14 protein-coding genes are annotated in these 14,556 nt (G+C 64.5%); 7 read left to right on the top strand and 7 right to left on the bottom strand.

Features of this window, described 5'->3' with window-relative positions; all coding sequences use genetic code 11:
* Nucleotides 1-9: 9 nt before the first annotated feature.
* The 5 genes from arsA to AArcSl_RS02150 all read right to left on the bottom strand — a co-directional run bounded on the left by arsA (nucleotide 10) and on the right by AArcSl_RS02150 (nucleotide 4,593).
* The gene (gene arsA / locus AArcSl_RS02130; protein ID WP_119814333.1) at nucleotides 10-1,914 is read right to left on the bottom strand and encodes an arsenical pump-driving ATPase; all 1,905 of its coding nucleotides are present in this window, start codon (nucleotides 1,912-1,914) and stop codon (nucleotides 10-12) included.
* Nucleotide 1,915: 1 nt separating this feature from the next.
* Nucleotides 1,916-2,242: an arsenite efflux transporter metallochaperone ArsD gene (arsD, locus tag AArcSl_RS02135; RefSeq protein WP_119814336.1), complete on the bottom strand. Its 327-nt coding sequence runs from the start codon at nucleotides 2,240-2,242 to the stop codon at nucleotides 1,916-1,918.
* Nucleotides 2,243-2,415: 173 nt separating this feature from the next.
* Nucleotides 2,416-3,051 (bottom strand): alpha/beta hydrolase, encoded by a 636-nt coding sequence (locus tag AArcSl_RS02140; RefSeq protein WP_119814339.1) that lies wholly within the window; start codon nucleotides 3,049-3,051, stop codon nucleotides 2,416-2,418.
* A 9-nt stretch (nucleotides 3,052-3,060) separates the two neighbouring features.
* A complete protein-coding gene (locus AArcSl_RS02145) occupies nucleotides 3,061-3,807 on the bottom strand; it encodes a DUF5806 family protein (protein ID WP_119814342.1) in 747 nt (248 codons plus the stop codon).
* Between the two features lie 66 nt (nucleotides 3,808-3,873).
* Nucleotides 3,874-4,593: a DUF1405 domain-containing protein gene (locus AArcSl_RS02150; protein WP_119814344.1), complete on the bottom strand. Its 720-nt coding sequence runs from the start codon at nucleotides 4,591-4,593 to the stop codon at nucleotides 3,874-3,876.
* 90 nt (nucleotides 4,594-4,683) lie between these two features.
* Here AArcSl_RS02150 and AArcSl_RS02155 point away from each other — a divergent pair, with 90 nt between their 5' ends.
* Together AArcSl_RS02155 and AArcSl_RS02160 are read left to right on the top strand one after the other, a co-directional pair.
* On the top strand, nucleotides 4,684-5,103 hold the full coding sequence (locus AArcSl_RS02155) for a hypothetical protein (RefSeq protein ID WP_193588493.1): 420 nt from the start codon (nucleotides 4,684-4,686) through the stop codon (nucleotides 5,101-5,103).
* Nucleotides 5,100-6,110 carry an alpha/beta hydrolase gene (locus AArcSl_RS02160; RefSeq protein WP_119814348.1) on the top strand — a complete coding sequence of 337 codons (1,011 nt, stop codon included), beginning with the start codon at nucleotides 5,100-5,102 and terminating at the stop codon, nucleotides 6,108-6,110. The genes AArcSl_RS02155 and AArcSl_RS02160 overlap by 4 nt, the downstream gene beginning before the upstream one ends.
* A gap of 42 nt (nucleotides 6,111-6,152) precedes the next feature.
* Here AArcSl_RS02160 and citZ read toward each other — a convergent pair whose 3' ends face one another.
* The gene (gene citZ, locus AArcSl_RS02165; RefSeq protein WP_119814351.1) at nucleotides 6,153-7,292 is read right to left on the bottom strand and encodes a citrate synthase; all 1,140 of its coding nucleotides are present in this window, start codon (nucleotides 7,290-7,292) and stop codon (nucleotides 6,153-6,155) included.
* Nucleotides 7,293-7,420: 128 nt separating this feature from the next.
* Nucleotides 7,421-8,563, bottom strand: coding sequence for a thiolase family protein (locus AArcSl_RS02170; RefSeq protein ID WP_119814354.1), 1,143 nt, complete (start codon nucleotides 8,561-8,563; stop codon nucleotides 7,421-7,423).
* 297 nt (nucleotides 8,564-8,860) lie between these two features.
* On the opposite strand from AArcSl_RS02170, the gene AArcSl_RS02175 reads away from it, so the two are divergent.
* The 5 genes from AArcSl_RS02175 (at nucleotide 8,861) to AArcSl_RS02195 (ending at nucleotide 14,543) form a co-directional block, all read left to right on the top strand.
* Nucleotides 8,861-9,442 (top strand): response regulator transcription factor, encoded by a 582-nt coding sequence (locus AArcSl_RS02175; protein WP_161945902.1) that lies wholly within the window; start codon nucleotides 8,861-8,863, stop codon nucleotides 9,440-9,442.
* Nucleotides 9,439-10,653 (top strand): HEAT repeat domain-containing protein, encoded by a 1,215-nt coding sequence (locus tag AArcSl_RS02180; RefSeq protein WP_119814359.1) that lies wholly within the window; start codon nucleotides 9,439-9,441, stop codon nucleotides 10,651-10,653. The genes AArcSl_RS02175 and AArcSl_RS02180 overlap by 4 nt, the downstream gene beginning before the upstream one ends.
* Before the next feature lie 14 nt (nucleotides 10,654-10,667).
* Nucleotides 10,668-12,143, top strand: coding sequence for a glycosyltransferase family 2 protein (locus AArcSl_RS02185; RefSeq protein WP_119814362.1), 1,476 nt, complete (start codon nucleotides 10,668-10,670; stop codon nucleotides 12,141-12,143).
* Nucleotides 12,144-12,234: 91 nt separating this feature from the next.
* A complete protein-coding gene (locus AArcSl_RS02190; protein ID WP_119814365.1) occupies nucleotides 12,235-13,701 on the top strand; it encodes an ATP-binding protein in 1,467 nt (488 codons plus the stop codon).
* Nucleotides 13,701-14,543 carry an MBL fold metallo-hydrolase gene (locus AArcSl_RS02195; protein WP_119814368.1) on the top strand — a complete coding sequence of 281 codons (843 nt, stop codon included), beginning with the start codon at nucleotides 13,701-13,703 and terminating at the stop codon, nucleotides 14,541-14,543. Before AArcSl_RS02190 ends, AArcSl_RS02195 begins: the two co-directional genes overlap by 1 nt.
* The last annotated feature ends 13 nt before the right edge of the window (nucleotides 14,544-14,556 follow it).

The raw sequence follows: 14,556 nt of genomic DNA on the forward strand, positions 1-14,556 counted from the left end.
GTTGTTCGCTCATTGGAGTTCCGGCTGTGGTTTCTCTGCGGTTGGTTCACCGAGTATCTCGGCCCCGAACGACTGGAGGTCGTCCAGGCCGGTCGGTTCGTCCTTTCGCAACGGGACGAGCAGCATCGGTACCTCGAAGCGGTCGTCGATCCGGTCGAGATACTCCCGCTGTTGCCGGCGGCGGCTCTCGAAGAAGGCGTTATCGCCGTACTCCTCGGGGAGCAGGTAGTTGACCGCCACCAGCGAAGTCTCGATCCCCACCTGATCGCGGAGGTCCTCCGCGGCCCGATAGGCCTCCATCATCGGCGTGTACTCGGGATACATCACGAAGACGAACGAACTCCGCTCGGGATCGCGCATCGTCTCGATGACCCGATCGTAGCGCTGTCCCGATTCGGAGGCCTCCTTCGTGAGCGAACCGAGATCCATAAAGCCCTTCCAGTCGGAAGGCAGTTCCAGCAACCGAAGCGTGTGGCCCGTCGGCGCGGTGTCGAAGACGACCACGTCGTACCCCTCGACCTCGAAGTAGTCGACGAACTTCTCCAGTGCGGCCATCTCTTCGGCACACGGCGACTCCAACTCCTCTAAGACCTGCTGTTGGGCCGCTTCGAGGTCCCCGCCCTCGAAGGACTGTTCGACCTGTTCGAGCGTCCGCGCTTTGTACTCTTCGAGGGCCTTCTCCTGGTCGATCCGGGCGGCATGCAGCCCGTCGAGACCGACCGCCGTCGGTTCGTGCTCCACCTCGGTTCCGAATACGTCCTTGAGGTGGGCTGCCGGGTCGGTCGTCACGATCAACGTCTCGTAGCCCCGTTGCGCGAGTGAGGTTGCCGCCGTCGCCGCGGTCGTGCTCTTTCCGACGCCACCCTTGCCGGTGAAAAACAGGTATCGGGTGTCCTCGTGTGGTCGAAGCTGCTCCATGACGGCGTCGGTGTCGGTCGTCGCATCGAGGGTTCCGACGGCGTCGCCGCCCGACGGAGTCGATTCGACGTCGATCGTCGGCTCGAACCCCTCATACAGGGCTGCGGCAACGTCCGAGAGTAGCTCCGAGCCCGTGATCTCGCCGGGTCGGAGCGGGTACGTCACGACGGGTTCGTCCGCGAACTCGCGCTCGACGTATTCGAGGACCGCCTGTTCGTCTGCTCGCTTGCTCTCGAAGAAGGGGTCCTCACAGACCTCCTCGGGGAGATAGCCGTTGACGACGACCAGGTCCGTGTCGATTCCCAGCGCCGCCAGTTCGCCGGCGCTGCGCTCGATCTCGTTGATCGCGGACTCCTCGGGCTTGCCGACGAAGACGAACGAACTCCGGTCGCCCTCCAGCGTTTCGATGGCGTTCTCGTAGGTTTCTTTCTGGTCGACCAGCGAATCCGCCGGCCCGACACAGGTCGCGCCACCGTCCTCGAGTTCCTCGTTCCACCCACTCGGGAGTTCCATGAGGCGGATGGTGTGCCCCGTGGGGGCCGTATCGAAGACGATCACGTCGTGGTCGGGATCGTCCATGAACTCGACGAACTTGTCGAAGGCGGCGATCTCCTCGACACAGGGGCTGTCGAGTTGTTCTTCGACGGTCTGGAGCTGTTTTTCGTCCAGCAACTCTCGCAACGGTTCGAGGGTCCGCTGGCGGTACTCCTCGGCGGCCCGATCGGGATCGATCTCGATGGCCTCGAGGTTCTCGACGCCGTGGATCCCCGTCACCGAGTGGCCGATCGACTGGTCGAAGATGTCACCGAGGTTCGGAGCGGGATCCGTCGTAACGAGCAGGGTGTCATAGCCCTCCTCGGCGAGCCACTGTGCGGTCGCACAGCTCACTGTACTCTTGCCGACGCCCCCTTTACCGCTGAAGAACACGAACTCGGTCGCGTCGCCGGCTGGTTCGACAAGCTCTCGTGGTGTTTCTCGTGGTGCGTTTTCCGTCATATTAGGCCGTTCGAGTGAGCCGCCGTGAGATCTCGTCGTCGAACTCGTCGTACGTGAGATACGCACCCTCCGCGACGATCTCGTCGTCGACGGTGATGACCGGAAGGACTTCCGGTCCTTTCTCCTGAACGGTGTCGTAGATCCGCTCGTTCTCGAGGAACACGCCGACATCGTGTGCCAGGCTTGCCCTGGTCACGTCGAGTTCGTCGTACTCCTCTTCGAGCCTGTCGACCGTTCTCGTGATTCGAACGAGTTCCTCGTCGGGATCGGGACCACAGACTCCCGTCGGACAACACATCGCTTCCTCGAAAATGGTTACGTCGATCATATCTATATTTGAACTGTTGTTTGAGCGTCGAGAGTGGCTACGGATCCCAGGGAACGTATTTTCCGGGGTATCTGACGCCATCTCGAGTTAATCGCTACAGAGACATTTTAGCTTTCGTTAAAATAAGGGCTTCGATGATTCTCCGGGAACCGAAATTCGAGTCTCACGTCCCGCTATCCGGCCAGCCGCGTCCCGAAGAACTCCCCGATCCGCTCTGCCGCCCGGCCGTACCGGCCGACGAACAGGTGATCCGCTTCGAACTCGGCGAGTTCGATCACCCGATCGACGTCCCCGCCGGACAGTTCTTTTGCCCGGTCGACGACCGGTTCCCAATCGGCGACCGAGTCCCGCGTCCCGTAGACGATCAGGACCGGGGCCGAGATAGATTCCAGCGTCCCCTCAGCGTCGACGTCGGCGTTGACCCGGGCGGCCGGCGCCAGCGACGCCACGCCCATCAGGTCGGGCCAGGCGGCAGCAGTCACCAGTGCGACGGTTCCCCCAAAGGAGAACCCGAACAGTCCGACGCGGTCGTACCGCTCCCGCGCCCAGCCGATCGCGTTGTCGACGTCCGTTGACTCGCCGTACCCCTCGTCCCACTCGCCGTAATCGATCCGGAGACAGTCGATCCCCCGTTCGACGAGCGCGTCGCTGACCGCCATCAGCCGGCTGTCCCGACGCGTCCCGCCCATCTGAGGGTGTGGCGGGCAGGCGACGACGACTGCGTCGGCTCCGTCCGCCCCCGCGGTTTCGGCGCGATCCAGCGACGCCCGGACATCGCGTGCGCCCGGGATCAGAACGCTGTCACCCATGGCGCCGACTCACTCCTGCGGTTCGTGGACGTGTCCGCAGTTCGGACACTCGACTTCGCTCGCACGGAGTTCGGCACTCGACTGCCGGACTTCCCGCATCACCTCCGAGATGCGCTCCTCGGTGTCGAGTTCGTCCTCGACTGCGAGGTCGACCCCCTCGACTTCCAGGAGGAACTTCGCGACCTCGGTCACCTCGTACATCAGGTCGTCGAGTTCCTCGGCGGTGAAAAAGCCAGACATCGCACCGTAGAGGAACGTTGCCCCCGCCTTCGTCACCTTGTCTTCGAAGGAGGACCGCGCCTGGTTGACCGCCTGCGGGCTGTAGGTGTCGGTCATGAACGGCACCAGCTCGGGAAGGTTCTCGCCGATTTTGGTCATCTCGACACCGGTTTCGGTCCTGAAGTCGGCACACAGTCGGGCGATCGCCCACTCGCGGGCGGTGACGTACGTCCGGTCCCGGAGGAACTGGTTGACCCGCTCGTACTGGGCCCCGTCCATCTTCTTGAAGCGCTCGTAGCGACGGACGTCGACCGGGATCGCCGTGTTCCCGTCATCGCCCTCGTCTGGGGCGTCCCCAGCGGTCTCCGTCCCGACATCGTCGTTCGACGCTTCCACCGTATCTGCTCCCGGCTCAGGTTCCGATTCCGAGTCCGGTTTCAGTTCCGGTTCGGAGTCGGGCACCGGCTCCCGTTCAGCTGGATCCTGATCAGTCTCGTCCGCTTCCGGATCCGACCCCGTCGTTGGGTCCTCGGCCATGGGATGGCTTCCGGAGCGGGGGGCAAAAGGATTGCGTGCCCGTCAACCGACGACCGCCCGTTGCTCTCACAGACGTGGGATGTCGGAACCGCCGTCGTCCATCCGGACCTCGAGTTTCTTCGCCCGCGTCGCGAGCGCAAAGAACGTCGGCAAGACGGTGAGGATCACCGCCGCCCAGGCGGCCGCGAGGAACGCGGTCGTCCCGAGATACGGATCGTTGGGAGCTGCGGGGAACCAGGTATGGGTAAAGCCACCGAAGACAGGATAGAAGAAGTCGAACGTGAGATCCACGGTGTACCACGCCAGCGCGACCCCGACCGCCTCCGTCGGGAACTCGGAGATCCGGTGGAGCAGAAACGCCTGCGCGACCATCCCGAGATGGCTCACGAACAGGAACGCGTACATCGGGATCGGATTGATCTGGAGGAACTGGTCGGCAAAGACTGCAAGCACCCACGGGGTCCACAGTCCGAGTTTGATGTTGCCGTAAAACGCCAGCGCGTTGAGGTACTCGTTGCGCCGATCGAGCGCCCACAGCGCGAGCGCCAGCGCGATGAAAAGCGTCGCGAGCGGGCTGTCCGGGACGAACGGCCACCCGGCGATCGGGGTGTTGGAAAGCTGAACGCGGTAGTACCAGAACCCGAAGGCGGTGCCCAGGAGGTTGATCCCGACGATGACCCACACCCACCGAAGCGCGAACGCCTCGAGCCGGTCGGGCAACGGCGCGAGCCAGCGGGGCAGCGACTCGGGCTCCGGCTCCGGTGTCCGGTGACCGCGAGGATCCATACCGGATCCTGTAGTCCGTGCGACAAAGCAGTAGTGGTTCCTGGGCGCACCGCCGGTAGGGATTTACCGCGGCCGGACGGTGTGTGTAGTATGACCGACATTCAGGGGATCGAAGCGGAACTCCGGAGCAACGGGATACACGTCGAATCCATCGACGCGGGCGAGCCCGTCGATCTCACGTACATGACGGCGTTCCCGGGAACGGAAGTCGACCGCGGCGAAGTCGGTCGGGTCTGCACCACCTTCATCGACCTGTACGAGAACGAACGATGGGAGCCCACCCGGATCGACGCGACGGTCGTGCGCTCGGCCGACGACGTGCTGGCGTACTGGCACGCCAACCCCGAGTGGATCGAAGACGTCGCGAGCGGGGAGCTCTCCGAAGTCGAGTTTTCGGCGCTGGTCGTCGAGACGATCACCTACCCCGAGTCGTCGGGAACGAACCGGGAGGAACGCGAGGCAAACGACGAAAACGACGCAAACGACACAACAGACGGAGGAGAGCCGTGACCAGGCGACGACCGATCAATCGGAGCCAGCGATCGCTTCGCCGTCCGGCCAGGGAGCGGTACGCGGTCCGGCAGGTCGGGTTCGACAGCGACGGAACCCGGGCCCGAGGGTCGCTGTACCTCCCCGACCGCACCGACACGGCGCCGGTCGTCGTCATGGCGCCGGGGCTGGGTGCCGAACGGTCGTTCGGTTATCCCGCCGTCGCCGAGCGGTTCGCGGAGGCGGGCTATGCCGCGTTCCTGTTCGATTACCGCCACCACGGGGAAAGCGACGGTCGCCCCAGACGGCTGGTGTCCACGTCGAAACAACTCGCCGACTACGACGCCGCGATCGATCGCGTCCGCAGGATCGACGAACTGGACGCCGGCAGGATCGCCGTCTGGGGCCACTCGCTTTCGGGTGGACACGCGCTGGTTACCGCCGCCGACCGCAGCGACGTCCGGGCAGCCGTGACGATCGCACCGTTCACCGACGGGCGGATCTTCCTCCGGACGCGGTCGATTAAATACCTCGCCCGCGCGACGGCGCTCGGCGCGCGTGACGCGCTCGGCGGACTCCGCGATCGGCTGGTTCGACGGATCCCCGGGGGAAACGGCGCCGACGAGAGGGAATCACGCCGAGCACGACGGGTGCCGATCGTCGGTGACACCGATCGGACGGCGGTGATCTCGGAGCCGGGAACGAGGCGGGCGTACCTGGATCTGGTGGATCGACACTCCGAGTGGGAGAACGCGACGCCTGCGCGGTGCCTGCTCGATCTCGTCCGATACCGGCCGATCGAGCGGTTCGAGGACGTCGACGTCGACGCGTTCGTGTTCGTTCCCGAAGACGATCGGATCCTCCCGCCTGCCCGGATGACCGCGGCCGTCGAGAACCTCGACCGGGCGACCGTGGTTCGCGCGCCGGCGGATCACTTCAGCGTCCTGGCCGGGGACTTCGAGGAGACCGTCGCCTACCAGCTCGCGTTTCTGAACCGGGCCGTCGGAAAACCAGAACGTTCACGGTGAGCGTTTCGGAGGCTCCCGTTCCGGAAACCTCCATTCTGCAAACTACCGTTCCGCAAGCGGCGGATACGACCGGTCGAGTTCGCCGACGTACCGTGCCCGCGGGCGGATCAGTCGGTTGTCCTCGTACTGTTCGAGCACGTGAGCGATCCAGCCGCCGACCCGTGAGATCGCGAAGATCGGGGTGTACAGGTCGATCGGGATCCCCATCTGGTAGTACGTCGTCGCCGAGTAGAAGTCGACGTTCGGCGGGATCCCCTTCTGTTCGGCCATGTACTCCTCGATCGCGACGCTCATCTCGTACCACCTGGTGTCGCCTGCCGCCTCGCCGAGTTCCTCGCTTTTCCCCCCGAGGATCTTCGCCCGCGGATCCTTCACGTCGTACACACGGTGACCAAACCCGGCGACCCGCTCCCCGCGGTCGAGCGCGTCATCGACCCAGTCAACCGGATTCATAGCAGAGTCGTCGACCTCTTTCAACATCCGCATCACGTTGGCGTTCGCACCACCGTGAAGGCTCCCCGACAGCGTCCCGATCGCCGATGTCACTGCGGCGTGAATGTCAGCGAGCGTGGAGGCGGTCACCATCGCCGAGAACGTCGAGGCGTTGAGGCCGTGATCCGCGTGCAACACCAGTGCCATGTCGAACGTCTCCGATAGCACCGCGTCGGGAACCTCGCCGTTGAGCATGTACAGGAAGTTCTCGGCGTGATCCATCTCCGGATCGGGGTCGACCGGCCCGTCGCCGTCCCGGAGCCGCTTGAACGCCGCAAGCGCCGTCGGCATCTTCGCGGTGATCCGCTTGCCCTTCCGGAGGTTCGCCTCGAGGTCGGTCACCGCCGTTTCGTCCGCGTCTTCGTCAGCTGCCGAAAGTGACGACGTTATCGTCCGGAGCGCAGCCATCGGCTCCTCCCGCTGGTCGGCAAGCTCGCGAACGACGTCCATCGTCCCCGGCGCGAGGGAACGCTGGGTGGCCATCTCATCGGAGAACCGTTCGAGCTGTGCGGTTGTAGGTAATTCGCCGTGCCACAGGAGATACAGCACCTCTTCGTAGCTCGCCTCCCGCGCGAGATCCTCGATCGCGTAGCCCCGATAGACGAGTTTCCCGGCCTCGCCATCGATGTAGCTCAGCTCCGACTCCGCGACGAGGACGCCTTCCAGCCCCGGTCGTAACTCCTCGGACATGACGTAGAGATTCACAGACAGGGGGAAAAACATTGCCGTTGGACAGCCGATTCAACGGCTCGTCAAAGCTGTTTTCGTCGATCGACGAACAAAGTAAGAGCGTGAGAGAACCGCTGGCTGGAGGGCGGCTATCGCGAGAACTCGATGGCCGCACCCTGGCCGAAGCCCACACACAGCGTCGCCAGCCCCCGGTCAGCGTCGCGTTTCAGCATCTCGTGGATGAGGGTCACAGGCAGGCGCGCCCCGGAGGCGCCTAACGGATGTCCGATTGCGATCGCTCCGCCGTTGACGTTGAACTTTGCTTCGTCGATCCCGAGTTCGCGCCGGGAGTACTCACACTGGGAGGCGAACGCTTCGTTGAGTTCGACCAGGTCGTAGTCGTCGATCTCCCGTCCCGCGCGCTCGAGCAGGTTTCTGGTGGCGGGAACTGGACCGATACCCATCACGGTCGGATCGACGCCGGCGACGGCATTGCTGCCGATCTCGGCGAGGACGTCGAGGCCGTGGTCCTCGGCGAAGGCGCGGCTGGTCACCAGAAGCGACGCCGCGCCGTCGGAGATCTGCGAGGAGTTGGCCGCCGTGACGGTGCCGTCGCCCGTAAACGCCGGCGGAAGCTCCGAAATCGTCTCGACGTCGGTGTCCGGGCGGATCCCCTCGTCCTCGTCGATCAGGCCGTCGTCGGTCTCGACGGGGACGATCTCGTCGTCGAACCGCCCGGATTCGGTCGCCTCCGCCGCGCGGTGGTGGCTGCGAACCGCGTACTCGTCTTGCGCCTCCCGGCTCACGCCGTACTCCTCGGCGACTTTCTCTGCGGTCATCCCCATCTGGAGCTGGAACACGTTGTATTTGTTCGACAGCTCCGGGTGGAGATGCTGGTAGGAGTCGCCGTCCATCGGGACCCGAGTCATGTTCTCGGCGCCGCCGACGAGCACGCAGTCGCGGTTGCCCGCGCCGATCGCATCGCCCGCGCTGACGATCGCCTGCATCGAGGAGGCACACCATCGGTTGATCGTGGTCGCGGGGGTCCCTTCCCCGAGCTCCGAGAGGAGCGCGATCACGCGCGCGACGTTGTTGTCCTGTTCCTTGCGCTGCTGGGCGATCCCCCACATCAGGTCGTCGATCTGGTCGGCCGACAGTCCCGTCTCCGCGAGCACGTGATCGATCAGCGTGACCGACAGGTCCTCCGTTCTGGTCTCCGCGAACACGCCGTCCTCCCGTCCCTGGGGGGTTCGGTACGCCGCCGCAACGACCGGTGTGGTATCGTCACTCATGTACGGGGGAGTCGTCCCTCACGGTCTTAAAGAGGGATGGAACGTGAAGGAATGGAAAACGAGTTTTCGATTTAGTCGGCGACGGACGCTATCAACGTGAGTGAGAGGGATCTATCGGTTATCGGTACGTCATGTCCGCCGAGAGCGACACCGATCCGCGAACCGGCAATTTTCTCGTGCTCAAATATGATATTTGAAAACTCGGTCGATAGACTAATGTTAATGCTATCACCAGTTGAGAGCACTCGATAGCCTTATCGATTCCAAAAAAACGGTCGTCGTGGAATGCAGGGGACTATGAAAGAACACGGACCGGAGAGAGATAGCGATTATCGACTGCTGGTGGTCGACGACCAGACGGCGATCCGCGACCTGCTGGAACATCGGCTCGAAACCGAGGGATTCGACGTCGAGACGGTGTCCGACGGACGGTCGGCGCTAGATCAACTCCGCGAGGAGGGGACCGCCTTTGATGCCGTCGTGCTCGACGTTTCGATGCCGAACATGGACGGCTTCGAGACGCTCCGCCGGATCCAGAACCTGGACCGCCCGCCGCTCACGATGATGGTGAGCGGGCGCAAAAGCGAACGCGAACAGATACGGGCGTTCGAACTCGGAGCCGTCGACTACGTGACGAAACCGTTCAAACCACGCGTGCTCGTCGTTCGACTCGAAAGTCATCTGGATCGCTACTGGGGGAACGCGCCGGGCTCGGACGGGGACTCGACGGCGCGAAAAGCGACGGAGGAAGAGACAACGGCGAAGACAACATCAGCGGCGGAAACAGGCTCCGAACCGGAAACAGACGCCGAAACAGAGGACAGTGAGGGAGACGACTGGCCAGGCTCCTGGACACCCGGAGTGGAGGGCGACCAATGACGCTGATATCGGCGACAGATGCGCCGGCGGCTGGGGTGCCGGCGACAGGGACCCCGACGCCAGTCGTTCCCGCACAGGCGCTAGACGCACATCTCCCGCTGGAAATTGTCATCTGGGCAGGGGTCATCGTGCTGGCGCTTTTGATCGTGTCAGGGACGATGACACTCGGGAAGTCGATCTCGGAATACTACGCCGATCGTCGCCGCGAGGCCGTCGAGCAGGCGGTCAGAACCCAGTTGTACGAGCGGATCGACGCCGACAACCCGAGGAGCCCAGAAGATGACGACGAGTCCGGGAGAGACGGACAGTCCGACCTGGAGTCGTGGATAACGTCGCTCTCGGAGACGGAGCGCGACGTCCTGGAATCCCAGATCCGCGATCTCGTGGGGGTGATCTCCGGAAGCGACCGCGATCGGCTCGTCGAGATGGCGGAGCTACTCGGGCTCCGGGAGGAAGCCGTGGCGGGGATCGAGTCGGGCAACCGCCACGAGCGGCTCCGGGGACTGTCGACGATTCTCGCGTTCGACTGGACGCTCGAGACCGAGTGGCTCGCCGACACCCTCGGGGACAGCCGGGCCGAACGCGAGGCGGCGATCCGTCTCCTCGCGGTGCAGCCGACCGAAGACGACCGCTGGCTCGGAACCGACCTCGCGTTCGCAGGGGGACAGCTGTCTATCTACGGCGTCGACTCGCTGTTCCGACTCGTGCGGACTGACCCTGCACCGCTGTTGCACCACCTCGACCGGGGAGAGATCGAGGACACAGAGCTGCTGGTACAGGCACTGCTCGTCGTCGGTCACGCAAAGACGACGACGGGCGATCCGCCGATGGAGGGAGTGGTGCGCCTGCTGGACCACGACAGTGCCCCAGTTCGGGCGGAGGCGTGCCGGGCGCTGGGTGGCTACGGCTGGCGCGAGAACATCCGGAACGTGGTGGACGTGGGTGCACTGGCGTCGGATCCCGACCCGAAGGTCCGCATCGGGATCTATCGGACGCTCGTCGAGTGGAGGGACCGCGACGCGGTGGACCAGCTTGTGGAAGCGGCCCAGCGGGAGACCGATCCGCGGGCGAAGCTTACCGCGCTCCGGGGGCTCGGCGATGAGGCGGCATGGGTGCTCGAGACGGACCTCGATCGCAAGTCGGCCGCCAGATTGCAGCCGTGGATCGATGTCGAGGGAACCCTGCAGCCGCGGCGGGACACAGTACTCTAAGATCGTGATCTACAATGCTCCGTGAACTCTTCGCGACACTGCTCGTCTCCTCGGCGCTCGTGGTTCTCGTTTTGTACATCGTGATCAACGGCTACTACTTGCTGATACACGTGCTGTCACTCTTCCAGCTCCGCGACGAATACCGAACGCGGCAGTCGGACCCCGCGTACGGTACGTACGAGAGTCCGTTCTTGCCGGGGATTGCAGTGATCGTCCCGGCGTACAACGAGGAGGCGACCATCGTCGACAGCGTCCGGTCGCTCCTGGATCAAAGCTACCCCGAGCGAAGCGTGATCGTCGTCAACGACGGCTCCGAGGACGCCACACTCGATCGTCTCCGGGAGGCGTACGACCTCGAGAAGATCCACGACCGGGCACCCTGGGACCTGCCCTGTGAGCAAGTCCACGGGGTGTATCACTCGGTGAGCGTCGACGATCTCCTGGTGATCGACAAGGAGAACGGCGGGAAAAGCGACGCCTTGAACGCCGGGATCGGGCTCACGGAGCAACCGCTGTTCTGTTCGATCGACGCCGACTCGCTGATCGACAGGGACGGGCTCTGGCACGTCGTGCGGCCGTTCCTGGCACACCCATCCGAAACCGTGGCGTCGGGCGGGGTCGTCCGGGTGGCAAACGACTGCGAGATCGAGGGCGGGCAAGTGCTCGAGGCGAACGTCTCGGAACGGTCGCTGATCGGGCTCCAGGAGATCGAGTATCTCCGGGCGTTTTACTCCGGCCGGCTCGGACTCGACCGGCTCCGGAGCCTGCTGGTCATTTCGGGGACGTTCGGCCTGTTCGAAACCGAGGCGGTGCGGGAGATCGACGGCTACGCCACCGACATCGTCACCGAGGACCTGGATCTGGTGGTGCGGCTCCACCGACAGATGCTCGAGAACGATCGGCCGTATCGGGTCGAGTTCGTCCCGGAACCGGTGGTCTGGACCCAGGTGCCGGAGACGCTTGCGGATCTGAGCACACAGCGCCGACGGTGGTACCGCGGACTGCTGGAGGTGTTCGCGCGGAACCGCGACATGATCGGCAACCCCAACTACGGCGTCGTCGGGACGGTGGCGATGCCACTGTACCTGCTTTCGGAGGGAATCGGGCCGCTGATCGAAACGTACGGCTACGTTGTGGTGCCGGTCGCGTTCGCGCTGGGGATGGTGAACCTCGAGTTCTTCGCTTTCTTCCTGCTTGTGATCGTCGGCTTCGGGGTGTTCCTGTCGTGGTTCGGCGTCTTCAGCGAGGTGTGGAGCTACCGGCGGTACGACGACCCGCGCGAGATTGCGATCCTCCTGGGGAACGCTGTGATCGAGAACGTGGGCTACCGACAGTGGAAGGCGTTCGTCTCCACGAGGGGTTTTCTGGAGTTCCTCCGGAACGACACCTCCTGGGGGGCGATCGAGCGGCAGTCGTTTTCAGACGAGACGGCGGAACCGAACCCGAACGTGGAGCCTGACGTGGATGCCGACATTGATGTCGAGGGATGAGGCGGCGTGCACGTCTCGGGGTTGCGTCTATCCCTGCTGGCGTATCCCGTCTTCGACGCGCTTAAACGACTCGGCCGTGTAATTCGGTAGGATGAACGACCCCGCTCTCGACGTGGTCGAGTTTGTGTTGACGGCTCACTGTTACACCGAAAACCGTCAACTCGAGGAGAGCGACCTGCCGCCGCGGTTCCGCCAGGTGTTCTGGTCGGACGGCGAGATCGAACGGCCGCTCCGACCGACGGAAGCAACGACAAAGACCGCAACCGGCGTCGAGCGCCCCTGGGAGGCGATCTCGGATCTGCTGTTTACCGGCCGCGAGGAGTTCTCCGGCGAGTTACAGCTCACCCAGTCGGAGATGGCACTCGAGTGGTTCCTCGAGCGCACTGACCCCGAGCGTCTCCGGACGAACCCGACGCTCGCGTTCGCGGCCGAAGCGTTCCTGGAGGGGGAAGCGCCGGCGGACGTCGACCCCGAGGTCGCCGAGATCACCCACGAACAGGCCCAGGAGAACGTCCGGCCGATCCAGGCCGACCGGGTGTGGATCGACTCGCTGCTCGAGGAGTACTTCGACGAGGAGGAGGACGCCGAGATGCTCGATCTGGTCACTATCAAGGCGCCCGAGGAGATCGAAACCACGCTCTCGGATCTGGTGTTGACTGAAGACCAGGAAGACGAGATCGCAAAGCTGGTGCAGGCGATCGAACACCGCGATTACCTCGCCTCGATCGGGCTGCGAGAGATCGGCAAACTGCTGTTTGTCGGCCCACCCGGAACCGGAAAGACGACGATTTCCAGGGCACTGGCCCACGAACTCGGCCTGCCGTTCGTCGAGGTCAAGCTCTCGATGATCACCTCCCAGTACCTCGGCGAGACCGCCAAGAACGTCGAGAAGACCTTCGAGGTCGCGAAGCGACTCTCCCCGTGTATCCTCTTCATCGACGAGTTCGACTCCGTGGCGAAAACCCGGCGCAGCGACGAACACGCTGCCCTCAAACGGGCCGTGAACACCCTGCTCAAAAGCATCGACGAGGTGTCGCTGATCCGCGACGAGGTGCTTTTGATCGGCGCCACCAACCACCCCGACCAGCTGGACGCCGCCGCCTGGCGCCGGTTCGACGAGATTGTCAACTTCCCGCGGCCCGACGAGGGGATGCGTGCGGACATTCTCCGGGTGATCACCCGCGAGATGGAGATCGCCTCCTTCGATCCCGCGGAGGTCGCCGCCCGGACCGAAGGCCTCACCGGCTCGGACCTCCGGATGGTGATGCGGGAGGCCGTCCTCGAGGCGCTCGTGGAGGGACGCCGCGAACTCACTCAGGACGACGTCCTCGCGGCCGTCGAGGACTTCGAGGAGCGCGACAACCTCAAGAACATGGACATGATCGAGGGCGAGGGGGCCGCGATCACCGGCGCCTCGGGCGGTTCAGCTGGCGGGAAGGGTCACGGTGACGACCACGACCACGATCACGACCACGACCACGACCACGATACGGCGAACGGAGAGGGTCCCGATTCGAAGATGTCGGCCGAGCAGCGGCAGGATCCGGCGCAGCACTGATGCGCGTTACGCTGCTTGGAACCGGCGACACGACGGGCACGCCGACCGTCGGCTGTGACTGTGACACCTGCAGCCTCGCCCGGGAGCGGGGCATCTCCAGGACCCGGTTTTCGGTCCACGTCGAAAACGAGCGGACCGGCGAGTCGCTGCTGGTCGACGTGAGCCCGGACTTCCGGACGCAAATGCTCCGTCAGGGGGTTTCGCTCCCCGACGCCGCGATCGTCACCCACATCCACTTCGATCACCTCGACGGGCTCGGCAACGTCTACCGGACGATCGACGACCTGGCGGTGTACGCCGCAAACGAAACCGACCCCGAAACGGGCGAAAGCGTCGCCGAGACCGTCGAACGTCGGTACGATTACCTGGCGAGGCGGCTCGAGATCCACCACGAGACGCCCGGCGAGCCGTTCCGGGCCGCCGGGTTCGACGTAACGCTGGTTCCGGTGTCGCATCCGCCGCTTTTGTGTTACGGGCTCCGGATCGAGGAGCCACCCGTGGACGGGGACGGCGACCCCGCGGTGCTCGCGATCACCGGCGACACGAGTTACGACATCCCCCAGGCGAGCCGCGAGGCGCTGTCGGATGCGGACCTGCTGCTCGCCGACGCCATCGTCCCGGCGAGCTCCTGTGTTCACCATCCGATCGGCGGGAACCACCACGACGAAAACGGTGTTCCGCACACGTTCGGAACGAAACACATGACCCGCGAGGGCGCGCTCCAGTTGGCCGAGGAGCTGAACGCAGACAGGATCCGGCTGGTCCACGTCGCGCACTTTTATCCCGCCGACGAGGCGTTCGAGGAGCCACTCGCCGTCGACGGCGAGCGGTACGACCTGTGAGAGATCGGGAGAC

The organism is Halalkaliarchaeum desulfuricum, assembly GCF_002952775.1.
Classification (GTDB): Archaea; Halobacteriota; Halobacteria; order Halobacteriales; family Haloferacaceae; genus Halalkaliarchaeum; species Halalkaliarchaeum desulfuricum.